The organism is Paraburkholderia hiiakae (assembly GCF_904848665.1).
GTDB lineage: Bacteria > Pseudomonadota > Gammaproteobacteria > Burkholderiales > Burkholderiaceae > Paraburkholderia > Paraburkholderia hiiakae.
The window spans coordinates 207,549-230,309 of sequence record NZ_CAJHCQ010000010.1 but is presented as its reverse complement, the minus strand read 5'-3'; the positions used below and the strand labels follow the sequence as shown (position 1 = coordinate 230,309).

The 22,761-nt window shown below is 64.5% G+C and carries 23 protein-coding genes; 18 read left to right on the top strand and 5 right to left on the bottom strand.

Translation table 11 applies throughout. The features are described from left to right. Positions 1 to 26 precede the first annotated feature (26 nt). From JMY28_RS20480 to JMY28_RS20465, 4 genes are all read right to left on the bottom strand, one after another. Positions 27 to 323 (bottom strand): hypothetical protein, encoded by a 297-nt coding sequence (locus JMY28_RS20480; RefSeq protein WP_201697725.1) that lies wholly within the window; start codon positions 321 to 323, stop codon positions 27 to 29. Between the two features lie 71 nt (positions 324 to 394). Then, positions 395 to 1,525, bottom strand: coding sequence for an aminomethyltransferase family protein (locus JMY28_RS20475; RefSeq protein ID WP_201697724.1), 1,131 nt, complete (start codon positions 1,523 to 1,525; stop codon positions 395 to 397). Between the two features lie 181 nt (positions 1,526 to 1,706). Continuing rightward, on the bottom strand, positions 1,707 to 2,843 hold the full coding sequence (locus JMY28_RS20470; RefSeq protein WP_201697723.1) for a porin: 1,137 nt from the start codon (positions 2,841 to 2,843) through the stop codon (positions 1,707 to 1,709). Positions 2,844 to 2,979: 136 nt separating this feature from the next. Continuing rightward, positions 2,980 to 4,101 carry an aminodeoxychorismate synthase component I gene (locus tag JMY28_RS20465; protein ID WP_201697722.1) on the bottom strand — a complete coding sequence of 374 codons (1,122 nt, stop codon included), beginning with the start codon at positions 4,099 to 4,101 and terminating at the stop codon, positions 2,980 to 2,982. A gap of 342 nt (positions 4,102 to 4,443) precedes the next feature. Here JMY28_RS20465 and JMY28_RS20460 point away from each other — a divergent pair, with 342 nt between their 5' ends. The 18 genes from JMY28_RS20460 to JMY28_RS20375 all read left to right on the top strand — a co-directional run bounded on the left by JMY28_RS20460 (position 4,444) and on the right by JMY28_RS20375 (position 21,771). Further along, positions 4,444 to 4,854, top strand: a complete 411-nt coding sequence (locus JMY28_RS20460) for a group II truncated hemoglobin (RefSeq protein ID WP_201697721.1) — start codon at positions 4,444 to 4,446, stop codon at positions 4,852 to 4,854. A gap of 173 nt (positions 4,855 to 5,027) precedes the next feature. Continuing rightward, a complete protein-coding gene (locus JMY28_RS20455) occupies positions 5,028 to 5,351 on the top strand; it encodes a hypothetical protein (RefSeq protein ID WP_201697720.1) in 324 nt (107 codons plus the stop codon). A 92-nt stretch (positions 5,352 to 5,443) separates the two neighbouring features. Continuing rightward, the gene (locus tag JMY28_RS20450; RefSeq protein ID WP_201697719.1) at positions 5,444 to 5,827 is read left to right on the top strand and encodes a hypothetical protein; all 384 of its coding nucleotides are present in this window, start codon (positions 5,444 to 5,446) and stop codon (positions 5,825 to 5,827) included. A 4-nt stretch (positions 5,828 to 5,831) separates the two neighbouring features. Beyond that, positions 5,832 to 5,972, top strand: a complete 141-nt coding sequence (locus tag JMY28_RS20445) for a hypothetical protein (protein WP_201697718.1) — start codon at positions 5,832 to 5,834, stop codon at positions 5,970 to 5,972. 100 nt (positions 5,973 to 6,072) lie between these two features. Then, positions 6,073 to 7,467 carry an APC family permease gene (locus JMY28_RS20440; protein ID WP_201697717.1) on the top strand — a complete coding sequence of 465 codons (1,395 nt, stop codon included), beginning with the start codon at positions 6,073 to 6,075 and terminating at the stop codon, positions 7,465 to 7,467. 77 nt (positions 7,468 to 7,544) lie between these two features. Next, positions 7,545 to 8,222 carry a hypothetical protein gene (locus JMY28_RS20435; protein ID WP_201697716.1) on the top strand — a complete coding sequence of 226 codons (678 nt, stop codon included), beginning with the start codon at positions 7,545 to 7,547 and terminating at the stop codon, positions 8,220 to 8,222. After that, positions 8,209 to 8,559, top strand: a complete 351-nt coding sequence (locus tag JMY28_RS20430; protein ID WP_236596955.1) for a hypothetical protein — start codon at positions 8,209 to 8,211, stop codon at positions 8,557 to 8,559. The genes JMY28_RS20435 and JMY28_RS20430 overlap by 14 nt, the downstream gene beginning before the upstream one ends. Before the next feature lie 165 nt (positions 8,560 to 8,724). Beyond that, positions 8,725 to 9,594: a formyltetrahydrofolate deformylase gene (gene purU, locus JMY28_RS20425; protein ID WP_201697715.1), complete on the top strand. Its 870-nt coding sequence runs from the start codon at positions 8,725 to 8,727 to the stop codon at positions 9,592 to 9,594. A 71-nt stretch (positions 9,595 to 9,665) separates the two neighbouring features. Beyond that, the gene (locus JMY28_RS20420) at positions 9,666 to 10,907 is read left to right on the top strand and encodes an FAD-dependent oxidoreductase (protein ID WP_028212668.1); all 1,242 of its coding nucleotides are present in this window, start codon (positions 9,666 to 9,668) and stop codon (positions 10,905 to 10,907) included. Positions 10,908 to 10,922: 15 nt separating this feature from the next. Further along, entirely contained in the window at positions 10,923 to 11,180 is a 258-nt protein-coding gene (locus JMY28_RS20415; protein ID WP_201697714.1) for a sarcosine oxidase subunit delta, read from the top strand. Further along, a complete protein-coding gene (locus tag JMY28_RS20410) occupies positions 11,181 to 14,156 on the top strand; it encodes a glycine cleavage T C-terminal barrel domain-containing protein (RefSeq protein ID WP_201697713.1) in 2,976 nt (991 codons plus the stop codon). After that, positions 14,153 to 14,854, top strand: a complete 702-nt coding sequence (locus tag JMY28_RS20405; protein ID WP_236596954.1) for a hypothetical protein — start codon at positions 14,153 to 14,155, stop codon at positions 14,852 to 14,854. Before JMY28_RS20410 ends, JMY28_RS20405 begins: the two co-directional genes overlap by 4 nt. 78 nt (positions 14,855 to 14,932) lie before the next feature. Next, on the top strand, positions 14,933 to 16,261 hold the full coding sequence (gene glnT / locus JMY28_RS20400; RefSeq protein ID WP_201697712.1) for a type III glutamate--ammonia ligase: 1,329 nt from the start codon (positions 14,933 to 14,935) through the stop codon (positions 16,259 to 16,261). Positions 16,262 to 16,359: 98 nt separating this feature from the next. After that, positions 16,360 to 17,268, top strand: a complete 909-nt coding sequence (locus JMY28_RS20395; RefSeq protein WP_201697711.1) for a class II glutamine amidotransferase domain-containing protein — start codon at positions 16,360 to 16,362, stop codon at positions 17,266 to 17,268. Beyond that, entirely contained in the window at positions 17,256 to 17,954 is a 699-nt protein-coding gene (locus JMY28_RS20390) for a GltB/FmdC/FwdC-like GXGXG domain-containing protein (protein ID WP_201697710.1), read from the top strand. The genes JMY28_RS20395 and JMY28_RS20390 overlap by 13 nt, the downstream gene beginning before the upstream one ends. A gap of 15 nt (positions 17,955 to 17,969) precedes the next feature. Continuing rightward, on the top strand, positions 17,970 to 19,328 hold the full coding sequence (locus JMY28_RS20385) for an FMN-binding glutamate synthase family protein (protein ID WP_201697709.1): 1,359 nt from the start codon (positions 17,970 to 17,972) through the stop codon (positions 19,326 to 19,328). A 6-nt stretch (positions 19,329 to 19,334) separates the two neighbouring features. Next, on the top strand, positions 19,335 to 20,234 hold the full coding sequence (folD, locus tag JMY28_RS20380; protein ID WP_201697708.1) for a bifunctional methylenetetrahydrofolate dehydrogenase/methenyltetrahydrofolate cyclohydrolase FolD: 900 nt from the start codon (positions 19,335 to 19,337) through the stop codon (positions 20,232 to 20,234). Between the two features lie 37 nt (positions 20,235 to 20,271). Continuing rightward, positions 20,272 to 21,771: a pyridoxal phosphate-dependent decarboxylase family protein gene (locus tag JMY28_RS20375; protein WP_236596953.1), complete on the top strand. Its 1,500-nt coding sequence runs from the start codon at positions 20,272 to 20,274 to the stop codon at positions 21,769 to 21,771. Here JMY28_RS20375 and JMY28_RS20370 read toward each other — a convergent pair. Next, positions 21,768 to 22,754: an HpcH/HpaI aldolase/citrate lyase family protein gene (locus JMY28_RS20370; protein WP_201697707.1), complete on the bottom strand. Its 987-nt coding sequence runs from the start codon at positions 22,752 to 22,754 to the stop codon at positions 21,768 to 21,770. The genes JMY28_RS20375 and JMY28_RS20370 overlap by 4 nt on opposite strands. Positions 22,755 to 22,761 lie beyond the last annotated feature (7 nt).

The following is a 22,761-nucleotide window of genomic DNA, read 5'->3' as shown; positions in this document are numbered from 1 at the left end:
GCGCTCGATTGCCTCGCCCCCCAATTCTAATTTCGCTCGGTCTCGGTCAGGGCGGGCAACGTTTGGCGCTCACGGCTGCGCCGTAGCGCTTCCCGCGCGATGATCTCCATGTCGCGCTCGCTCAGAACGCTCGCGACTGCGCGTGCATAGGCGTGGTGCTGCGGCGTAAGCGGCACGGACAAGTCGCGCGCATCCAGATAGCGCAGCAATGCGATCCGTTTGTGCCCCGACGCAATGCTCTGGTCGTAGAGCGACAGCGCAGCCTGTGGATCGCAGTCCTGTGCAACCTGCCTGACCAGATTTCTCGTATGCGTGCGGTTCATTTGCGACACTTCATGAGCGTTTCTGCTGGTGACGTCCGTTTGATGCCGAAAGCAGAACTGACGCCTGACCCTCACCCCACCGCGGTTCGTTTCTTCTTCTCCGGGTCGTCGAAGGGAAGGGCAGACACGGTGCCGCGGGCTTCGATGCTGCCTCTCACTTCGAGCTCGACGCCGTCGCGGGCCTGCTCGACGTCCAGACGGGCGATGGCGAGAGAGCGGCGCGTCAGCCGCGAGTACATCCCACACGTGATCACGCCGACCTGGCGCCCGTTGCGCCACAGCGTGTCACCTGCAGCCGTGGCTCTTGACGAAGCGACATCGACACCATAGATCTTGAAGCGCTCTTTGCCTGCCAGCCGGAAATGCTCGTTCGCGCCGCAGAAATCGGTCTTGCCAGGCGAGACGGTGAATTCGAGGCCGAGTTCCCACAGCGTGTCGCCCGCCTTTTCGTTGGCGAACGCATAGGTTTCCGAATTGTCATACGGGTAGAACAGCAAATAGCTTTCCACGCGCAACCAATCCAGTGCCGCGAACGCGCACGCAACAATGCCGAATCCGGCGCCTTTCGCGAGGATAGTGTCCCAGATCAGCGGGGCGTCCTGCGCCTTGCAGAATATTTCGTAGCCGCGTTCGCCCGTATAGCCTGTGCGCGAAATGGTGACCGGCCGGCCGAAGAGGCGAGTCTGCATGTGGTGGAAGTAAGGCAGGTCGCGTATGCCGGGTACGTGCTCGGCGAGGAAGTCGACGGCCGCAGGCCCCTGCAGCGACAGGTCATGCAGATCGTCGTCGAACAGCACGGCAACCTGGCGGCCCTGCGCCGAGCGTACGAGGCGCTCGTAGCCCGTGCCCGCGCCGTGCACGACCATGAATGCATTCGGCCCGGTCCGGTAAATGATGCAGTCGTCGATAAACTTGCCGTCCTCATTGAGGATGGAGGCGTAAGCAGATTTGCCCGGATAGAGCTTGCCGATATCGCGCGTGGTCGCCCAGTCGAGTAGGCTCTGTGCGTGCGGGCCCACGTAATGCACTTTTTTCAGGCCGGAGACGTCCATGAGTCCGGCTTTGGTGCGGATGGCTTCGTGATGGTCGGCGAGATCTGTCGCGTAGCTCCATGCCATGCCCATCCCGTTCCAGTCTTCCAGGCGAGAGCCTAGCGCGCGATGCCGGTCCGCAAGCGCCGAAATACGCCACGAGTTTGCCATGGGTGACTCTCCGTAAGGTGAACGATGGGAGGGCGACAGGCGGCGTCGGCATGCTGCGGTGCCCCCGCCCGCGCACGCTGGTGCACGCCGTCTCCCTGTCCGGCATCTTTTCCGATCTGCGCCGGAACTGCCATCCAGAAGAGGGGGTACGCCTCGCGTGGTAGCCGCCTCTGCTGCGTGCCTAGAAGTGATGCAATAAGCCGAGCCGCACAACGGTCTGATTGCCGCTAGAAGAGATATCCGCGGAGCCCACGATATGTGCGGAATCGAGGTCGGTTCCCGTCGAGCCGTTGGTGTGCTGATAGGCGCCCTGAACGTAGACCTGGGTGCGCTTGCTCAACGAGTAGTTCAGCATGAGCGCGACTTGATGCCAGTTCGGGCTCGATCCTCCGGCCGCCTCCTTGAAATCGCCGTGCGTGTACGTATAGGCGGCGACCAAGGACAATGCGGGGTCGATGTAGTACTGTCCGTTGACTTCGATGTTGTCGAACTTCCACGATGACCACGCCTGAGTCCCGATGTCGGGGGCGTAGGCGTTGGCGGTCGGCTGATAGACGTCGACGTGCGAGTACGCGAGGGCGACGTTCGAGCCGTCGCCGAAGGTCCATTTCGCGCCAGCGCCGATGTTCTGCTGCCGCGCGGCGGTGAACACCCCGTCGCCGCCCACCGCACCCGTGCTGTTCACGTTGCCGTTGTTCTGCCGCAGATATGCAATCGCGGCCGAGAACGGCCCGATTGCATAGCTGAGCGCGGCACTATACGCGCGATTGTCGGCGAAGTTGGTGGCATTGCTGAATCCATAAACGCCTTCGGCCTGGAGGCCTAGAAAGGTCGGGCTTACATATTTGACCGCATTGTTGAAGCGAAAATCCTGATCGGCGTTGTCGTTGTCGAACGGGTGTGCCGCGAAGTCGCCGATGGTGGCGCCCGCCGCGGTGAAGGGCGCCCACATGTCGACGGTTGCGTCGTACTGGCGCCCGAGGGTGAGCGTGCCGTAAGCGGTGGAATTCAGCCCGGCGAACGCCTGGCGTCCGAAGAGTCTTCCGCCCTCGTTCGACAGACCGCTGTTGAGGTTGAAGCCGCTTTCCAGGGTGAAGATGGCGGAAAGTCCGCCGCCCAGATCCTCGTTGCCCTTGAAGCCGAAGCTCGATTCGGTGCTGTCGCCGCTCACCATGGCCCAAGCGCTATGGCCGCGCGCGTTCGATGTGTAGTTCAAGCCGTCGTCGATCGTCCCGTATAACGTGACACTGCTCTGGGCGTATGTGGTGCCAGAGGCAAGGAGCGCCGCAAAGCCGGCGCTGAGATGGCGTTTTCTCATGGGGTAGCCTTGTTTCCTTGTTGATCGGCTGCGGATACGGTGGTCCGCGCCGTTGTTGAAGGATCAACTCGCGATACGAAATCTACGCCCACGTTCCGGCAATTAATAAGTTATGCGAAGCACATGGGCGAATTGCTTACCACGAACCGAGGATTCGGGATTTCCACTTGCATTCTTCCCACTCGCGCGCGGGGTCGGAGTCCATGACGATGCCACCCCCCACGCTGTACACACCCTCTCCATCCTGATCCAGGACGAGCGTGCGTATCGCGACATTCATGGAGAACCGGCCATCCGGTGCGAGCCAGCCTACGCTGCCGCAGTACACGCCGCGTGGTGCGATTTCGAGGCGCCGTATGTGGCGCATGGCCGCGATTTTCGGCGCACCCGTGACCGAGCCGCAGGGAAAGAGCGCTCGCAGGATGCGTTCGAGATTCGCTTCGCCAATATCGGCGGTGATCGTCGACGTAAGCGTCCAGACGGTTGCGTAGCGTTCGAGCGCGAACAGGTTCTCCACCGCGACCGAACCAGTACGCGCAATGCGCCCCAGGTCATTGCGAAGCAAGTCGACGATCATGAGATTTTCGGCCCGGTCTTTCGTGCTCGCCTGCAACTGCGCGCCAAGACGGGTGTCGAGCGCCGGGTCGGCGTCGCGTGGTGCGGTGCCTTTCATCGGCCGCGTAGTCAGCTTGCCGCCGCCGTAGTGTAGAAACAGCTCGGGAGAAAAGGAAAGAATCCGGCGCTCGCCGTCCTCGATATACGCCGCGTGCGCAGACGGATTCGCATTGGCAAGACGGCGGTACAGAGTCAGGGCGTCGCCCCGCGTGCTCACGTCGAGCGGAAACGTATAGTTGATCTGATAGACCTCACCCGCTGCGATCAGGTCGCGTATCGCCGAAACCTGCGCGATATAGCGCTGCCTGTCGATGCGCGGCTTGATCGAAATAATATCGCTATCCGAATCGTTTCCGGGGTATTCGCATGGCGGCTCCTCATCGGCGTGGTCGAAGACGAGCGCGGTAAGGCAAGGGCGCTGCGCGTGAGCCGGCTCGATCGGCTCGTGAAGCGAGGGCTCCAGCCAGTAACCGACCTCATAATCGACGAGCAGGGCGATCCAGCGCCCGTCCTTGCGCGCGGCATCCACGCTGTCCAGTGCGCGCGCAAGTTCGCCGCGGTGCCGGGCCGTGATCCGGGCGCACGGCCCGCGCATGGCGAGAGCGCGTCCAGCCACGAAATCGTCGAAGCGGCATGTATTCATGGGGCGGCGCGCGTGGGGCGGGGAGAAAAAGCAATGCGGCAAGCATCAGGGAACAAAACTGCCCCATCAATGCTGCGTAGTAGGTAACCCCCAGGAGGTAAGTGGCAAGCCGCCCGCACATGGCCGAATGCGCGGTGCAAACCGCTCGCGCCACGTCCTTCGCCGGGAGGCGGACGGGAGTATCGTGAGCTACCTCTTCGGAGAGAGGCCGACCCTGCGAGCCTTCCCCTAAGATATGAGGGGTACGTCAATCCAGACGGCGCACGTCCCGGTAGCGGGTCGAAAAGATCGTTGTTTTGTCCACATCATCACCGGGGCCTTGTTCGCGGGCGAATAACGAGTATGGCCGAGGAAATCGTGGAGAGAGGACGAAATTCGGCGCACCAGATGCTAGGGGGCGAGGCGGCGCTGGCACACCTCGTCGAAACGTTCTACGACATCATTGAAACCGATCCCGACGGGGCGGACGTCCATGCACTGCATGTGAAGGGCTTCGGCCTCGCGCACATACGGCAGGCCCAGTTCGAGTTTCTCTCGGGCTTCTTCGGCGGCCCTCAGTACTACCTCGAGCGGATGGGCCACGCGAATCTGCGCTCCATGCACGCGCACATCGAGATCGGGTCCGCGCAAGTCGAGGCCTGGCTGGCGTGCATGAAGAAGGCCATCGCGGCACCCGGCTATGACGCCGAGGTTGAGGCTGTGCTCATGCAGCATTTCTCGCGAGCTGCACATGCGTTGCGCAATACCGCATAGCGCGCAGGGGCTCACGCGACCCAGGGTCTCTATCTACCCACAAAAACAATATTGACACCGCAAGGGGAATCCACAATAAATACCACGGTGAAACTTTGTTGCTGAAAGGGAAACACGCGAAAGCTCACATCGAGGTTCCCCATCGCGTCGCATTGCCTATGGAGGGTTGGAACGTGGATCACAGACTGCGAAAGCGTATCGACAGCATGTTTGGCCGAGACCGTTTGATGGCGGGCATCGCGTTAGTGGCCCTCTGGATTGCCCTGGGGTATGTCTACTTTGCGGTTAGCCTTTCCGCAGCGGATCCTGCGGTTCGCGTCGCGCTGACCATTGGCGCCGCAGGCGTGCTCGTGTTCAACACGGCCTCGGTGACTGCGATGGTGCGGCACTACAAGGAGGACAAGGACCATATCTATGGCCTCGACATCCACCATCTCGACGAAAACCGCTCGCGCAAAGCCGCGCTCGATGACAACGAGGAAGAGGCGCTCGCATAGCCCCGCTTCGCGGCGCTGCGTGCCTTCGTTGCGCCGTTGTCCCCCACGATGCAGGTCCCGCCAACGCAATGCCGACAAAGAGGAAACTCGACATGGCATCCGACTACGTGCCTCCCGTGCAGAAAGGTTTCGGCCAACTGGTGGATAGCTTATTTCTGCTTGTCCTCGTCTACTGCAGCCTCCTTGCCCCGTTACTGCTCAAGGCGCCGGACAAACAACCGGATCCCGCGCAGGCCATCAAGACGCAGGTGTCGTGGCAAACGCTGGGCCAGAATCCCACGATGCAGGCGCAATGGCAAAAACTCGGCTTCGACGCCGAGCAAGCCAAACCCATCATCACCACCCGGTTCGACTACACGATCGATCCGGTTTCGCTGATCGTCACGGCGCTCGTGATCGTAGGCTATTTCGTCTTCGTGCTGCGCGTTTCTGAAAAGCAATACCGGCAGGTGATCGCCGAAAAATTCCCGGAGTGACACGATGAACTTCTGGCAATGGCTGAGTCATGCCGCCTGGGCGGTGGCTATCTTGCTGTTCGCGTGGATCATCGTCGACGCGTTGCGGGTTCGCCGCGAATACGACGACGACTTCCTGATGAGTTCGACAGAAGGGAGCGAATAGGGTAGCGAGGCGCCGTCGGTGGGGCTTTTTCCCTAACGCCCAGTTTTGCATGGGTCCGGAGTCATGGCTCCGAATCCGCTCATGATAGAGAGGATAGCTAATGAGTCATCCAGCAGCGTCAGTGCAGCAAGACCAGCGGATCGCGCTTTTGAAGGTGCTGGGGCCGATTCACGTTTGGGCGCTCGGCGTCGGTATCGTGCTGGTCGGCGAATTCATGGGGTGGAATTTTTCAGTGGCGAAGGGCGGCGCATATGGGTCGCTGATCGCCTGCTGGATCATCGGGTTGCTCTATACCTGCGTCGCCATGATCGATTCGGAGGTGACCTCCACGGTGGCCGCGGCCGGGGGCCAGTATACGCAGGCGAAACACATTATCGGGCCGCTCATGGCGTTCAACGTGGGGCTCTACCTCGTGATGGCCTATACGATGCTCGAAGCGGCCGATGCGCTCGTGGTCGGCGACCTGATCAAGGCGGTGGCGGCAGACTCGGGGTATGCGAACCTCGACTCGCGGCCCTTTGCGCTCGTCACGATCGCCTTTCTCGCGTGGCTCAACTATCGCGGCGTGTTCGTCACGTTAACCGTCAACTTCGTGATCACGGCCATCGCTTTTCTCGCCATTGTCGTGCTGTTCTTCGGCGTACAGCCGTGGAACCCGGGACACATTCTTCAGCATCGCGAGTTGCTGACCCAACTGCCGTATGGCTGGCTCGGTGTGGTCGCCGCGCTGCAGTTCGGCATGTGGTACTACCTCGGCATTGAAGGCACGTGCCAGGCCGCCGAAGAGGTGCGCTCGGCGGGGCGCTCGATCCCGCTCGGGACGATGAGCGGCATGATCACGCTGCTGATCGCCGCCGCGCTGACATGGTATGTCGCCACGGGCCTCATGCCGTGGGAGTATCTCGGCCAGGCCGTGACGCCGCTTTATGATGCCGCGCGGCTCACGGGCAACCGGGGCCTGCAGACACTGCTGTTCGTCGGCACGTTGTTTTCGGCGGTCGCATCGGCGAATGGCTGCATCAACGACGCGTCGCGCGCGTGGTTCTCGATGTCGCGCGATCGCTATATGCCGATGTGGTTTGGCGCGGTGCATCCGCGCTATCGTACGCCGTACCGCGCGATCATCTTCCTCGTGCCGATTGCGATTTCGTTTGCGTTCACGGGCCTGCTGGATCAGGTGATCACGTTCTCGATTCTCTCCGGGCTGCTCGGCTATACGTTCATGTCGATCAACATCGTGCGGTTTCGCCGGATGTGGCCGCTCGGCAGCATCAACCGGGGATATGTGCACCCCTACCATCCCATTCCGGCGATCGTCCTGGTCTGTCTGTGCGCGGCGACCTATTTCGCCACGTACCTCGGTTACGGCGCGTCGCTGCTATCGATCATGGCGTTTTACATCGTCGCGTCGATCTGGTTCGCGTTGCATCGTTACAAGTATGTCAAACGCGGCGACCAGTTCACGATGAACTGGCCACGGCCAAAAGACTATTGATTCCGCCATATCGGCATCGGCGACGGCGCGAGCGGGTGACACCGCTCGCGCTGTGCGCATGAACGGAGGATCTCATCATGCCTGTCGCTGGCATGACGCTCGCCGCGGCGTTTGCCGTGGCGCTCGTTATTCTCTACCGGCGCGAGCGCAGTGTGTGCAAGGCGCAGCGAATGAGACTGTTCGACGGGTGCTTTGCGCTCTTCGAGCGCGCCGTGCTGACGCAGGACGACGTCGCCTGGCCCGTGCTCACCGGGTGCTGGCGGAATCACCACGTCCGCATCGAGCCGGTCGTGGATGGCGTTGTTTTCCGGCAGGTGCCCTCGCTCTGGCTCGTTGTGTCCGTGAGGCAGGACTTGCCCATCGCCGGTACGTTCGACCTGCTTGCCCGCAGACGCAACGTCGAGTTCTATTCGCCGGCCGCGGACTTGCCGTGGTGCGTCCAGCTGCCCGGCGGCTGGCCGGATCACACGACGCTCAAGTCTGACCGCAAGGCTTTTGAATTACCGCTGGGCGCGCTCGATCCGCATGTGAGGGCGTTATTTGCTGATCCGCGTGCGAAAGAGTTGGTGGTGATGCCGGGCGGTGTGCGCATCGTCTATCAGGTGCAGGGAGCGGACCGCAGCGAGTACCTCGTGCTGCGCTCCGCGACGTTCCGCGGCGCGCACGTGAGCGTCGCGCTGCTCGAGTCGCTGCTCGAGCGGGCCACGGCTGTCTGTGCCGATCTGATGCGAGGAAGCGACCATGCGAACGCCTGAAGTCAATGCCGCCGCGTCGGTCAACGAGGCATCGGAAGGGGCGCAGGAGCCGCGCATGCGCCGCCCGCCGCATCCCTACCTCGTGCTGGCCGCAGCGGTCCTGCTGCCGGGCGCGGGGCAAGTGCTCAACCGCATGCCTACTCGGGCGCTCATCATGGTGTTCTTCATGCTGTCGCTGGGGTTCCTGACGCTGCAGCTCGCGGCGCCCGAGCGTTCGTTCGTGGGCCGCCACGCGGGTGGCCTCTTCGTCTATGCGATCGCCGTGCTCGACGCGTACAGCATGGCTCGGTACCGCTGGGAACTCTACCTTCGGCGCCGTGGCGCAGCGCGCGCGTAGCCTTCTTCGCGGCCTCACTACGCTCGGGTAGGTAACGTCTACCCAGAAAGAGGTATAGCTGAGTGGGTTCCTGACAGGAAAAAAAGTTTATTGGCGTTGACAAGTGAAATTCCGCTGATTACTTTTAATCAACACCTAAATCTTGTCGAGAACCAGGCGATTTCCATGTCCACCACGTCTGATACCCGTCGTTTTACCTTGACCCTGTCGGCTCCCGACCGGGTCGGCATCGTAGCCGCGGTCAGTGCGTTCATTGCCGAACATCACGGCTGGATCATCGAGGCGACGCACCACGCCGACGAGATCGAGAAGCGTTTTTACATGCGCCACGAGATCGCGACCGACTCGCTGCCCATCAGCCTCGAAGGCTTTCGCGAGCGTTTCGCCCGCATCGGCCGCGAATTCTCCATGGACTGGAAGGTCACCGACCACTCGAAGAAAAAGCGCGTGGTGATTCTGGTCTCGAAGCTCGAGCATTGCCTGTACGACCTGCTCGCGCGCTGGAAAGCCGGGGAACTCGACATCGACATTCCCTGCGTGATCTCGAACCACGAGACGTGGCGCAGCTTCGTGGAATGGCACGGCATTCCGTTTCACTACGTGCCGGTTACGGCCGAGACGAAGGCGCAGGCTTACGACGAAGTGCAGCGCCTGTACGAGGACTCGCGCGCCGACACCATGGTGCTCGCGCGCTATATGCAGGTGCTCTCGCCCAAGCTGTGCGCGGCATACCCCGGGCAGATCATCAACATTCACCACTCGTTTCTGCCGAGCTTCGTGGGCGCGAAGCCGTATCACCAGGCCTATACCCGAGGCGTCAAGCTCACGGGCGCCACGTGCCACTACGTGACGGAAGACCTCGACGAAGGGCCGATCATCGAACAGGACGTCATACGCGTGCGCCATTCGGACCGGCCCGACGACCTCGTGCGCCTCGGCCGCGACATTGAGAAGGCCGTGCTGGCCCGAGGCTTGCGTTACCACCTCGAAGACCGCGTGCTGATACACGGCAACAAGACGATCGTTCTTCGCTAGAAACAGCGCTGCTGTCCAACCCGGATTGCCCGCGCGCCCCTGTGCGCGGGCGCGCGAACAAGGAGTGAGCTATGCCGTGGCGTCTCGTGCGTTTTGCCGTTTCGAAGAAGCATCCCGAGCCGAGGATGTTCACCCGGCATGACACATTGCGTCGTTCCTATGACGTTGTGATCATCGGCGCGGGCGGTCACGGCCTCGCCAGCGCCTACTATCTCGCCCGCGAGCACGGCATCAAGAATGTGGCGGTGCTGGAGAAGGGCTATATCGGCGGCGGCAATACGGGCCGCAATACCACGATCATCCGCTCGAACTACCTGACGCCCGAAGGCGTGAAGTTCTACGACGCGTCGGTGAAGCTTTGGCAGGACCTCTCGCAGGACTTCGACCTGAACCTGTTCTACTCGACGCGCGGCCACTACACGCTGGCCCACACGGATTCAGCGATGCGCACGATGCGCTGGCGCGCGGAGGTGAACAAGCATTTCGGCGTGGACTCCGAGGTGGTGGGGCCGAAGGAGATCAAGGCGGCGGCGCCGATGATCGATCTTTCGTGCGGCGGTGTCGCGCCGATCCTGGGTGCGCTCTATCATGCGCCCGGCTCGGTCGCACGCCACGATGCGGTGGCGTGGGGCTATGGCCGCGGCGCCGACCAGCGTGGCGTGGAAATTCATCAGCAAACCGAAGTGCTTGGCATCGACGTGGTGGGCGGCAAGGTCAAGGGCGTGCAGACCTCGCGCGGCTACATTTCGACCAACAAGGTACTGTGCGCGGTGGCGGGCTCCACGCCACGCCTCACCGACATGGTGGGTCTGCGCACGCCGATCTACATCCATCCGCTTCAAGCGATGGTGAGCGAGCCGCTCAAGCCCTGGCTCGACCCGATCCTGGTTTCGGGGAGCCTGCACGTGTACATCAGCCAGTCGGCGCGCGGCGAGCTCGTGATGGGCGCCTCGCTCGACCCCTACGAGCTGCACGCCACGCGCTCGACGCTCGATTTCGTGGAGGGGTTGACGGCACACATGCTGGAGATGTTCCCGTTCCTCTCGAATGCCAAGGTCATGCGCCAATGGGCCGGCATGGCCGACATGACGCCGGATTTCGCACCCGTCATGGGCAAGACCCCGGTGGAAGGCTTCTATCTCGACGCCGGCTGGGGCACATGGGGATTCAAGGCCACGCCGATTTGCGGCAAGACGATGTCGCACACCGTTGCGAACGACACGAATCATCCGCTGATCGAGGGCTTCACGCTCGACCGCTTCCGCCGCTATGCCTTGACGGGCGAGAAGGGCGCGGCATCGGTCGGACATTGAACGGAGGACACGACAATGAAAATCATGAGCTGCCCCGTGAACGGCGCGCGCCCCGTGTCCGAGTTCGTCTACTGGGGAGAGATGCGCGAGATGCCCGACCCCACGGCCGCGAGCGACGATGAATGGGCCGACTACGTGTTCTGCCGCAATGGCGCCGCGGGCGTGAAGAAGGAGTGGTGGTGCCACACGCCGAGCAATACCTGGTTCATTGCCGAGCGCGACACCGCGAAGGATCGTGTCATCCGCACGTATCTGAATGACGAGGAGGCTTAAATGCGTCTGGCACCGCATGCAGGCGAATGGATCGACCGGAGCAGGCAGGTCGAATTCGGCTTCGAAGGGCAGCGTTACACGGGTTTTGCCGGCGACACGATCACGAGCGCGCTATGGGCGTCGAAGGTCTCGGTACTGGGGCGCAGCTTCAAGTATCACCGGCCGCGCGGCGTGCTCTCGCTCGCGAACCACGATGTCAACGCGATGTTTCAGGACGGCGCGCGCCTGAACGTGCGCGCCGACGTGACCGAGCTGATCGCCGGCGCGCACTGGCGCGCCGTCAACACCTCGGGCGGGGTAGCCGCCGACCGTGGCCGCTGGGTCGGCAAGCTCGCGCCGTTCCTGCCGGTAGGTTTCTACTACAAGGCGTTCTACAGCAAGCGCTGGTTTCCGCGCTGGGAGCGCATGTTCCGCAAAATGGCCGGGCTCGGCGCGGTCGACCTCAGCGCGCCGCATGTGCGCACACCCAAGCGCTACGGGTTCTGCGACGTGCTCGTGATCGGCGCGGGGCCATCGGGCCTTGCCGCGGCGCTCGCGGCGGCGCGGCAAGGCGCCGACGTGGTGATCGTCGACGAGAACGCGCGCTCGGGCGGCAGCGGCACTTATCAGGCGGGCGGCGACCCGGAGCGTCTCGAGGCGGTGCGCGCGCTGGAAGCCGAAGTACGCGCGCATCCGCGCGTACGCATGTTCAACGGCACGCTGGCCGCCGCCTACTACGCGGACCACTGGGTGCCACTCGTGGACGCCGACCGCATCACGAAGATGCGTGCGAAGGCGGTGGTGGTGGCGAGCGGCGCGTTCGAGCAGCCCGCGGTGTTCCGCAACAACGATTTGCCGGGCGTGATGCTCGCTTCGGCGGCGCAGCGCCTCGCCTGGCGCTATGGCGTGGCGCCGGGCCAGCGCGCGGCCGTGCTGGCCGCCAACGCCGACGGCTATCGCGCGGCGCTCGACATGCTCGAGCGCGGCATCAAGGTGACCGCGCTGATCGACCTGCGCGCCACGCATTGCTGTGGCGAACTCGCCCGCGAGCTCGCAGCGCGCGGCGTCGAAGTGCTGGGCTCGAGCTGCGTGATCGAAGCGGTGCCCAACGCGGCGGGCGACCGCCTCGCGGCGGTCCGTGTGGGCCCGACGCCGCCCGCGGGCATGAGCGCCGCGCACCATCACACGCGGCAGATTGAATGCGACACGTTGCTGGTGAGCGTCGGCTGGGCGCCGGCCGCCAACCTGCTTTACCAGGCGGGCACCGCGATGCGCTACGACACAGGCGTCGAGCAGTTCGTACCCGAGCGCTTGCCGGAAGGCGTGTTCGCGTGCGGCCGCGTGAACGGCGTGTACACGTTCGAGAGCAAGCTGCAGGACGGACGCCGCGCTGGCGCGCTTGCGGCAACGCACGCGGGGGTGACGGGCGGCGAGTCCGGCGCGCATGAGCGCCTCGATGCAGTCACGGTTGCGCCCGAACCCGAGTCGCCTTCTCACGCGTGGCCGATCGTGCCGCATCCGGCGGGCAAGAACTTCGTCGACTTCGACGAAGACCTGCAACTGAAGGACTTCGAAAACGCAGTCCAGGAAGGCTTCGACAACATCGAGCTGCTCAAGCGTTTCTCGACCAACGGCATGGGCCCGAGCCAGGGCAAGCATTCGAACATGAACGGCCTGCGTATCCTTGCGCGCTTGACCGGCAAGGCGCCGCAGGAAGTGGGGACGACCACCGCGCGGCCGTTCTTTCATCCGGTGCCGATGGCGCTGCTCGCCGGCCGCGGCTTCAACCCCGAGCGCCGCACGCCGATCCATGCACTGCACGAGCGCCATGGCGCGAAGTGGATGCCCGCGGGCGTGTGGCAGCGACCCGAGTATTACGCGGTGGAGGGCAAGGACCGCGCGCGCTGCATCCAGGAGGAAGTCCATGCCGTGCGCAACGGCGTGGCCATGATCGATGTGGGAACGCTCGGTAAGCTCGAGGCGCGCGGGCCGCAGGCCGCGCAGTTCCTCGAGCGCGTCTACGTGTCGAAATACGCGGGGCTGAAGTCCGGCATGACCCGCTATGCGCTCATGTGCGACGAAACCGGCGTGGTGATCGACGACGGCGTGGTGGCACGGCTTTCCGACGATCACTTCTACTTCACGACCACGTCCTCCGGCGCCGCGCTGATCTACCGCGAGCTGTCACGCCTGAACACGATCTGGGGGCTCGATTGCGGCATCGTCAACGTGACAGGCGCCTATGCGGCGATCAACCTCGCAGGTCCGTCCTCGCGCGCCGTGCTGGCGAGGCTGGTCGATCTCGATCTGTCGTCCGAAGCATTTCCGTATCTCGGCATCCGCGTGACGGGAATCGCGCTCGGCGCGAACCGCGTGCCGGCCCGGCTGATGCGCGTGGGCTTCGTCGGTGAATGGGGCTACGAGATCCACATTCCCGCTGAATATGGCGCGGCGTTGTGGAGCGCGCTCTACGAGGCGGGCAAGGAATTCGGCATCCGGCCGTTCGGCGTCGAGGCGCAGCGGCTGTTGCGCCTGGAGAAGGGCCACGTGATCGTGAGCCAGGACACCGACGGCCTGACGACCCCGCGCGACGCCGCCATGGAATGGGCGGTCAAGATGGACAAGCCGTTTTTTGTCGGCCAGCGCAGTCTGCAGGCCATCGACGGGCAACCGCAGCAGCAGCGTCTCGTGGGCTTTGCACTCGACGATGGCGCGACGGGCGCGGCGTTGCGCGAGTGTCACCTCGTGATCGAAGGCGGCGAGATCGCGGGGCGTGTGACGAGCGTGTCATGGAGCGAGACGGTGCAGAAGACGATCGGCCTCGCGTTCGTGCGTCCCTCCATGGCGAAGCCGGGCACGCGTATCCGCTTTCGCCTGAGCGACGGCGTCATGGTGGCGGCCACGGTCGTGCCCACGCCGTTCTATGACCCCGAGAACCTGCGCCAGAAGGACGCCGCGCTGGCAGAGGCTGGCGCACCGAGGAAGGAGACCGCATGAGTGCATCGAACCTTGCGAGCGCAACGAACGTATCGCTGCGCACAAGTCCGGTACGCGACGCGTTGCACGCCGTCAGGCCCGAGTGGCGTGTGGTGGAGAACATGCAGATCGTGGAGCGTTTCGGCGCCAATGACGAGACGCGTGCGCGCAGCGCCGGCATCACGGACGTGTCGCACCTGTACCGCATGGGCTTCAAAGGTCAGGGCGTCGCCGCGTGGCTGGCCGAGCAGGGCATGCCCGTGCCGGAAGTGGCCAATACCTGGGCGCCGCTCGCGAACGGCGGACTCGTGGCGCGCCTCGGCCTGACCGAATATCTGATCGAGGACGGCATCAGTGGCCGGACCTCGGCGAAGCTGGCACACCGCGAGCCGGCGCTGCGGGTCTACCCGGTGCTGCGCCAGGACCTCGCGCTCGTGCTGTGTGGCGAAGCGATCGGCGAGTTGCTGCTGCAGACCTGCAACGTCAACTTCCGCGCGCTGGACCTCGCGACCCGACCCGTCGTGCTGACTTCGATGGCGGGCGTCGCTGTCACCGTCCTGCCGGGCGAGCGGTTGGGGCGGCCGTACTACCGTCTGTGGGCCGACGGCACGTACGGCGTGTACTTGTGGGAAACCCTCGCCGGCATTGCCGCCGAACTGGGAGGCGGGCCGGTCGGTCTCGCCGTGATCAACGAAATCGACCAGGCACCGACCAGGTAGGCCACCGGGAGGAAGCGCCCGGCGCGCGCCGGACGCTTCCTCGACATCGCGTATTCAGGACGCTTGAGGACAATCGACATGACCCCCGCAGAAGCCAAGCAATTCCTAGCAGACAACAATGTGAGGTACATCCTCGCGCAATTTGTCGACATTCACGGCGTTGCGAAGACGAAGTCCGTTCCCGCCGCGCATCTCGACCTCATCCTCAAGGAAGGCGCAGGCTTTGCCGGCTTCGCGGTGTGGGGTCTTGGCATCGATCCGCAGGGGCCGGACTTCATGGCGGTGGGCGACCTCGACACGCTGACGCTCGTGCCGTGGCAGCCCGGCTACGCCCGCATCGCCTGCGACGGCTACGTGAAAAAAGAGCCGTGGCAGTTCGAAAGCCGTGTGACGCTCAAGCGGCAGGTCGATCGCCTGAAACAGCACGGCTGGATTCTGAACACCGGCCTCGAGCCCGAATTCTCGCTGCTGCGGCGCACGGAAGACGGCCGTATCGTGCCTTGCGATGACTCGGACGCGCTGCCCAAGCCGTGCTACGACTATAAAGGGCTCTCGCGCTCGCGCGAGTTCCTCGAGCGTCTGACCGAGTCGCTGATCAAGTGCGGGATCGACGTCTATCAGATCGATCACGAAGACGCGAACGGCCAGTTCGAAATCAACTACACCTATTCGGACTGCCTGAAATCCGCCGACTCCTACGTCTTCTTCAAGATGGCGGCTGCCGAGATCGCCAACGAACTGGGCCTCATCTGCTCGTTCATGCCCAAGCCGTTCTCAAACCGGCCCGGCAACGGCATGCATATGCACATGTCGATTTCGGACGGCGAGAGCAACCTGTTCGCCGACAAGCACGATGAGCGCGGCCTCGGCCTCTCCAAGCTCGCCTACCACTGGACGGCAGGCCTGCTCAAGCATGCCGCGGCGCTCTCGGCGATCTGCGCGCCTACCGTCAATTCATACAAGCGCCTCGTGGTGGGGCGGTCGCTCACCGGCGCGACGTGGGCGCCGGCCTACGTGAGCTATGGCGACAACAACCGCTCTTCGATGGTCCGCATTCCTGGCGGGCGCATCGAACTGCGCCTGCCCGATGCTGCGTGCAACGCCTATCTCGCGACAGCGGCCGTGATCGCGGCCGGCCTTGACGGCGTGAACAACAAGCTCGAGCCGGGCGAGCCGTGCAATCTGAACCTGTACGAAATGAGCGCGGAAGACCTGCGCAAGCGCGAGATCAGCATCTTGCCGCAGAACCTTCAGGAGGCGCTGCACGCGCTCGAACGCGACGAAGTGATGCTCGAGGCGCTCGGGCCGGCGGGCGGCGAGTTTCTGCGTCTGAAGCACATGGAGTGGATCGAGTACATGCGCCATGTGTCGGACTGGGAACAAAAGTCCTACCTCGAATTTTTCTGATCTTACGTACAGGCAGACGGCAGCGCGCGCGGGCGCCACGCCGGCAGCGACAAGCCAATCATCCATAGAACGCGGGAAACCGGTGCAGGAGAATAATCATGTGTGGAATTGTAGGATTGCTTATCAAGCAGCCGTCGCTGCGTGAGCGGCTGGGCGAGCTGATGGTGCCCATGTTGCTCGGCATGACGGAGCGCGGGCCCGATTCGGCGGGACTGGCCGTATTCACGGAGCCGGTGGCCGGGGACATCCGCAAGATCAGCCTGTACTCCGGTCTCACGGAAGAGGGCGAGGACTTCAACTGGCAAGGGCTCGCGCACGAACTGAACACGCACCTGGGCGCGGGCGCCTCGGTTCACGCGAAGGGCAATCACGCGGTGCTGAGCGTGAGCATCGCGCCGGAAACCGCGAAGCGCTGGATCGGCGAGCAGCATCCGCGCCTGCATATTCTTTCAACTGGCCGCGCGATCGACCTGTACAAGGACATCGGCACGCCAAAGGAAGTGTCGGACCGCTACGTGTTCCAGAACCTGAGCGGCACGCACCTGGTCGGGCACACGCGCATGGCGACCGAGTCCGCAGTGACGCCGGACCGCGCCCACCCGTTCACGGCGGGAGAGGACTTCTGCCTCGTGCACAACGGCTCGCTTTCCAACCCGTATGGCGTGCGCCGGATGCTGGAGCCGCATGGCATCCACTTCGAGACCGACAACGACACCGAGGCGGCCTGCCGCTTCCTCGAATACCGCCTGCGCGAAGGGGACGACCTCGAATCCGCGCTGCAAAAGGGCTTCGAGCAGCTCGACGGCTTCTATACGTTCCTGATGGGCACGCCCGACAAGCTCGCGCTGATCCGCGACCCGTTCGCGTGCAAGCCCGCTGTCGTGGCCGAGACCGACGACTACGTGGCGATTGCGTCCGAGTTCCGCTCGCTCGCCCATTTGCCCGACATCAAGCATGCAAACGTGTTCGAACCGGCACCCGAGGAGATGTATGTATGGAAAGTGTGAACTTTGACCTGGCAGGCACGTCGGTGACCGAAGTCAACCGCTTCCTGCACAAGGACGCCGCGGGCAAGGGCGTGCAAATGGTGCGCATCGCGAACCCCGACGGCGCGCATAACATCGCGGTCGGGCTCGACCTGCCGATCGAAGTCGAGATCGACGGCCATGCCGGCTACTACGCGGCCGGCATGAACAAGGAGGCGAAGGTCACCATTGCGGGCAGCGCAAGCACCGGCGTCGCGGAAAACATGATGAGCGGGCGCGTACACGTGAAGGGCTTCGCGTCGAACGCGGCGGGCGCTTCCGCCCAGGGCGGCCTGCTCGTGATCGAGGGCGATGCGGGACTGCGCTGCGGCATCTCGCTCAAGGGCGCCGATATCGTCGTGAAGGGCTCGGTGGGCAGCTTCTCGGCATTCATGGCGCAGGCCGGAAGGCTGGTGATCTGCGGCGATGCGGGCGATGCGCTGGGTGATTCGTTGTACGAAGCGGTGCTGTACGTGCGAGGCAACATCAAGTCGCTCGGGGCCGACGCACGCGAGGAGCCGATGACCGCCGCCGACATCGAGGGTGTGGCGCAACTGCTGCGCGTGGCAGGCCCCGCGTTCGCCGGCATCGAGGCGAAGGAGTTCAAGCGCATTGCCTCGGCCCGCTCGCTCTATCACTGGAACGCCGACGCGAAACAGGAATATTGACCCAAGGATCCCGCCATGGAAATCAAGCCGATTCACCTGAAGCAAATCGCCACCGAAGAATCCTGGGGCTTCGACCGCAAGACGATCAACTACATCCAGAACGCCGCTGCGCACGGGCTATACGAGATTCGCGGCCTCGGCGCGAAGCGCCATGTGCCGCACTTCGACGACCTGCTGTTCCTGGGTGCGTCGCTCTCGCGTTACCCGCTCGAAGGCTACCGTGAGAAGTGCACGACCAAAACCGTGCTCGGCACGCGCTTCGCAAAGAAGCCCATCGAGCTTGCGATCCCGATCACCGTTGCGGGTATGAGCTTCGGCGCGCTGTCCGCCAACGTGAAGGAAGCGCTCGGCCGCGCGGCGACCGAGATGGGCACGTCCACCACGACCGGCGACGGCGGCATGACGCAGGAGGAGCGGCTTTCGTCGAAGACGCTCGTCTATCAATGCCTGCCGTCGCGCTACGGCTTCAATCCCGACGACGTGCGCAAGGCCGACGCCATCGAGGTCGTGATCGGTCAGGGCGCGAAGCCGGGCGGCGGCGGGATGCTGCTCGGCCAGAAGATCTCGCCGCGCGTCGCGAAGATGCGCACGCTGCCCGAAGGGATCGACCAGCGCTCCGCGTCGCGTCATCCGGACTGGACCGGCCCTGACGATCTGCTCATCAAGATCCAGGAACTGCGCGAGATCACCGACTGGGAAAAGCCGATCTACGTGAAGGTGGGCGCGACGCGCACGTTCAACGACGTGAAGCTCGCCGTGCACGCGGGTGCGGACGTGATCGTGGTGGACGGCATGCAAGGCGGCACGGCGGCCACGCAGACCTGCTTCATCGAGAACGTCGGCATTCCTACGCTCGCCGCACTGCGCCAGGCCGTGGACGCGCTCGAGGACCTCAACATGAAGGGCACGGTGCAGCTCATCATTTCGGGCGGCATCCGCAGCGGCGCCGATGTCGCGAAGGCGCTGGCCATGGGGGCCGATGCCGTGGCCATCGGCCAGGGCGTGCTCGTCTCGCTCGGCTGCAACAGCGCGTCATACATGGAGAAGGGGCAGCACGTCCCGGCGCTCGACGACTATGCGAACCTGGGCACCGCGCCGGGCTATTGCCACCACTGCCACACCGGCAAGTGCCCCGTGGGCATCACGACTCAGGACCCGGTGCTGCAGGAGCGTCTGCAGCCCGAGGTGGGCGCGAAGCGTCTGCGCAACTATCTGAAGACGCTGAACATGGAACTGACCACGATAGCGCGTGCGTGCGGCAAGCAGAACGTGCATCACCTGGAGCCCGAAGACCTCGTCGCGCTCACGGTGGAGGCAGCGGCGATGGCGCGGGTGCCGCTCGCGGGCACCAACTGGATCCCGGGCGTAGTCTGAACCGCGATGACGGCGCAGATCATCGATGGGAAGCACCTGGCGCGGCGCTTGCGCACGCGCTTTCGCGAGCGCGTCGCCGCGCTGTCCATGCGCGGCGTCGTGCCGGGACTCGCCGTCGTGCTGGTGGGCGACAACCCGGCGTCGCAGGTCTATGTCGCAAACAAGGTGAAGGCGTGCGAGGAGAGCCAGGTGCGTTCGTTCATGCACCGGTTCCCCGCCGCCTGTACGGAAACGGAACTGCTCGAACGCATCGGCGAGCTGAACCTGGACCCGGCCACGCACGGCATCCTCGTGCAACTGCCGCTGCCGCCCCAGGTGAACGTGCGGCGCGTGCTCGAGAGTATCGTCGTCGACAAGGATGTGGACGGCTTTCACCTCTACAACGTGGGCGCACTGGTGGTCGGCAACTCGATCTTTCCGCCCTGTACACCCTACGGCGTGCAACTGCTGCTGGAGACCACGGGCATCGACGTGGCGGGCAAGAACGTGGTGGTGGTGGGCGCGAGCAATATCGTCGGCAAGCCAATGGCGCTGATGCTGCTGCAGAAGGAGGCGACCGTCACCATCTGCCACGCGAAGACGCGCGATCTGGCGCATCACACGATCCACGCGGACATTCTCGTCGTGGCGGCGGGTAAGCCCGGCCTCATCAAGGCGGAGATGGTGAAGGAAGGCGCCATTGTGATCGACGTGGGGATCAATCGACTCGCTGATGGACGCATTGTCGGCGACGTCGATTTCGAGGCCGTGCGCGAACGTGCCGCGTGGATCACGCCGGTGCCCGGCGGCGTGGGGCCGATGACCGTGACGATGCTGATCGAGAACACGCTGCGCTCGGCGGAGCGATTCGCGCAAGGCGAGGCGTTTCATCCGGCGCAGCCGTTCTGGCAGGTGCCGGCGCGTTAGCGCGCGGGTTGTCGAGTCTGGCGGGGAGGGCGCGGCCGTGGCTGAATGGTCGATGGATCTGGACGACGCGGACGATGCGCGCACCGCACTCGAGGCCGCTTATCGGCATGCGCTCTCCTTTCATCGCGGGCGCGGATCGCTGCCGCCTGCCGCAACGGCCGGCTTTGGCGCGCTGATGCACGCGTTCGGCGGCCCCGTGCCCGAGCTTGGCGTGCCCGCAGGCCAGGTCATCGAGCAGCTTGCCGCTGCGGCCGGCCCGGGCCTCATGGGCACGGCGGGCCCGCGCTTTTTCGGCTGGGTGGCCGGCGGCTCGCATCCGGCCGGCGTCGCGGCCGATTGGCTCACCAGCGTCTGGGGGCAGAATGCCGCCTGCTACGAGGGTGCGCCTGCGGCCGCCGTGGCCGAGCAGGTAGCCGCGCAATGGCTCGTCGACGTGCTGCGGCTGCCGCGCGAATGCTCGGTGGGTATCACGACGGGCGCGACGATGAGCAACTTCGTCTGCCTCGCGGCCGCGCGCAGCGCATTGCTGCAACGCGTTGGCTGGGATGTCGAGGCGGACGGGATGTCCGGTGCCCCGCCCATTACCGTTTTCGCCGGGGAGGAAGCGCATGCGAGCGTGTTCGCCGCGTTGCGCTACCTTGGTTTCGGCGAACGCAAGGTCGTGAGGATTGCGTGCGACAGCGCAGGCCGAATGGGGGTCGAGGCGTTGCGTGCGGCGCTCGCCCAGTGCGGCGGACCTCATGTCGTGATCGCGCAGGCCGGGCACATCATGACCGGCGCGTTCGACCCCGTGGAGGCAATCGTCAGGCTCACGCGCGAGCGCGGCGGCTGGCTGCACGTGGATGGCGCCTTCGGCCTCTGGGCGAGGGCGTGCCCGGCGCGCGCGCCGCTCGCCGCAGGCGTCGAGTTCGCGGATTCGTGGGCGACGGATGCGCACAAGTGGCTCCAGGCGCCCTACGAGTGCGGCTGCGCGTTCGTGCGCGATACCGATGCGCACCGGCGCGCGATGACGATGGGCGCGGGCTACCTGCCGCCCGCAGGCAGCGAATGCATTCGCGATCCGCTCCACTACACGCCCGAACTTTCGCGCCGCGCCCGCGGCTTCGCATTGTGGGCGCTGCTGCGCGCGTTCGGCAGACGCGGCATCGCGGCCATGATCGAGCGGCATTGCGCGATGGCGCAACGCCTCGCGGACCGCCTTGGCGCCGAGCCGGGCATCGAGGTGCTCAACGAAGTCGAATTGAATCAGGTCGTCGTGCGGTTCGGGCGGCACGAGCCGGCAGCGCGCGGCGATGCGCTCACGCAAGCGACGCTCGAGCGCATCCGGCAAGCGGGAATCTGCTTCGCGCACGGCGCACATTGGCGGGGGCGCCGCGTGATGCGCCTCTCGGTGATCGCGTGGCCGACCACCGGGGACGATATCGATCGTTCCGCCGATTCGATGATCGAGGCCTGGCGGGCGACACGGCAGGCGGCCGCATGTATCGAGGCCGCCTGCCCGAGTCCCGCGCCTTGCATGGACCACGCATCCACCTAACGTTTGCCGGACGACGCCGCAATCGCGCGCGCGGTCGAAAGCAGCGCTTCGGCCATGCGAATGCTTGCCGCATCGATCAGCCGGCCATCGAGCGACACCGCGCCTTTGCCGTCCTTCGCCGCCTGCGCCATCGCGTCCATGATGCGTTGTGCGCGGGAGACTTCAGCATCGCTCGGGGTGAAAACGCGATTGGCCAGCTCGATCTGTGAGGGATGGATCGCCCACTTCCCGTCATAGCCAAGCACCGCGGCGCGCTTCGCAGCAGCATCGTAGCCATCCGGATCGCTGAAGTCGCCGAAGGGACCGTCGATCGGCCGCAGCCCGTATGCGCGGCAGGCGACCATCATGCGCGTCTGCGCCGCGTGCCACTGGTCGCTCCAGAAGTACTCGCGCTTGCCCTGGTCGTCCTTGTCGCTCAGCACGCCATAGTCGCGGTTCACACCGCCGATCACGGTCGTGCGTGCGCGCGTGGAGGCGGCGTAGTCGGCCACGCCAAACGACATCGCTTCGAGCCGCCGGCTCGACTGTGCGATCGCTTCGACGTTGGCCATGCCAAGTGCCGTCTCGATCAGCACCTCGAAGCCGATACGCCGTGTGCGCTTCTTCGCGGTCTCGATCTGCGTGACGAGCATGTCGATCGCATAGACATCCGCGGCGACACCCACTTTGGGAATCAGGATCATGTCGAGCCGGGGGCACGCTTCGACGATATCCACGACGTCGCGATACATGTAATGCGTATCCAGTCCGTTGATGCGCACCATCATCGTCTTCGCGCCCCAGTCGATGTCGTTTAGGCCTTCGACGATGTTCTTGCGGGCCTGTTCCTTGTCGTCGGGCGCGACCGCGTCTTCGCAGTCGAGAAAGACGATGTCGGCAGCCGAGCGTGCGGCTTTTTCGAACATGGCGGGGTTGGAGCCGGGCACGGCGAGCTCCGAACGATGCAGCCGCGGGGTAGCCTGTTCGATCGCGGTAAAGCTCATGAGTCAT

Excerpts from the sequence above, each read along its gene's own strand:
- JMY28_RS20415 (WP_201697714.1), top strand. The coding sequence starts at position 10,923 with ATGAAAATCATGAGCTGCCCCGTGAACGGCGCGCGCCCCGTGTCCGAG.
- JMY28_RS20370 (WP_201697707.1), bottom strand. The coding sequence starts at position 22,754 with ATGAGCTTTACCGCGATCGAACAGGCTACCCCGCGGCTGCATCGTTCG.
- JMY28_RS20405 (WP_236596954.1), top strand. The coding sequence starts at position 14,153 with ATGAGTGCATCGAACCTTGCGAGCGCAACGAACGTATCGCTGCGCACA.
- JMY28_RS20460 (WP_201697721.1), top strand. The coding sequence starts at position 4,444 with ATGGCCGAGGAAATCGTGGAGAGAGGACGAAATTCGGCGCACCAGATG.
- JMY28_RS20390 (WP_201697710.1), top strand. The coding sequence starts at position 17,256 with ATGGAAAGTGTGAACTTTGACCTGGCAGGCACGTCGGTGACCGAAGTC.
- JMY28_RS20430 (WP_236596955.1), top strand. The coding sequence starts at position 8,209 with ATGCGAACGCCTGAAGTCAATGCCGCCGCGTCGGTCAACGAGGCATCG.
- JMY28_RS20445 (WP_201697718.1), top strand. The coding sequence starts at position 5,832 with ATGAACTTCTGGCAATGGCTGAGTCATGCCGCCTGGGCGGTGGCTATC.
- JMY28_RS20435 (WP_201697716.1), top strand. The coding sequence starts at position 7,545 with ATGCCTGTCGCTGGCATGACGCTCGCCGCGGCGTTTGCCGTGGCGCTC.
- purU (WP_201697715.1), top strand. The coding sequence starts at position 8,725 with ATGTCCACCACGTCTGATACCCGTCGTTTTACCTTGACCCTGTCGGCT.
- JMY28_RS20420 (WP_028212668.1), top strand. The coding sequence starts at position 9,666 with ATGCCGTGGCGTCTCGTGCGTTTTGCCGTTTCGAAGAAGCATCCCGAG.
- JMY28_RS20440 (WP_201697717.1), top strand. The coding sequence starts at position 6,073 with ATGAGTCATCCAGCAGCGTCAGTGCAGCAAGACCAGCGGATCGCGCTT.
- JMY28_RS20395 (WP_201697711.1), top strand. The coding sequence starts at position 16,360 with ATGTGTGGAATTGTAGGATTGCTTATCAAGCAGCCGTCGCTGCGTGAG.
- JMY28_RS20480 (WP_201697725.1), bottom strand. The coding sequence starts at position 323 with ATGAACCGCACGCATACGAGAAATCTGGTCAGGCAGGTTGCACAGGAC.
- JMY28_RS20470 (WP_201697723.1), bottom strand. The coding sequence starts at position 2,843 with ATGAGAAAACGCCATCTCAGCGCCGGCTTTGCGGCGCTCCTTGCCTCT.
- JMY28_RS20450 (WP_201697719.1), top strand. The coding sequence starts at position 5,444 with ATGGCATCCGACTACGTGCCTCCCGTGCAGAAAGGTTTCGGCCAACTG.
- folD (WP_201697708.1), top strand. The coding sequence starts at position 19,335 with ATGACGGCGCAGATCATCGATGGGAAGCACCTGGCGCGGCGCTTGCGC.
- JMY28_RS20410 (WP_201697713.1), top strand. The coding sequence starts at position 11,181 with ATGCGTCTGGCACCGCATGCAGGCGAATGGATCGACCGGAGCAGGCAG.
- glnT (WP_201697712.1), top strand. The coding sequence starts at position 14,933 with ATGACCCCCGCAGAAGCCAAGCAATTCCTAGCAGACAACAATGTGAGG.
- JMY28_RS20385 (WP_201697709.1), top strand. The coding sequence starts at position 17,970 with ATGGAAATCAAGCCGATTCACCTGAAGCAAATCGCCACCGAAGAATCC.
- JMY28_RS20465 (WP_201697722.1), bottom strand. The coding sequence starts at position 4,101 with ATGAATACATGCCGCTTCGACGATTTCGTGGCTGGACGCGCTCTCGCC.
- JMY28_RS20475 (WP_201697724.1), bottom strand. The coding sequence starts at position 1,525 with ATGGCAAACTCGTGGCGTATTTCGGCGCTTGCGGACCGGCATCGCGCG.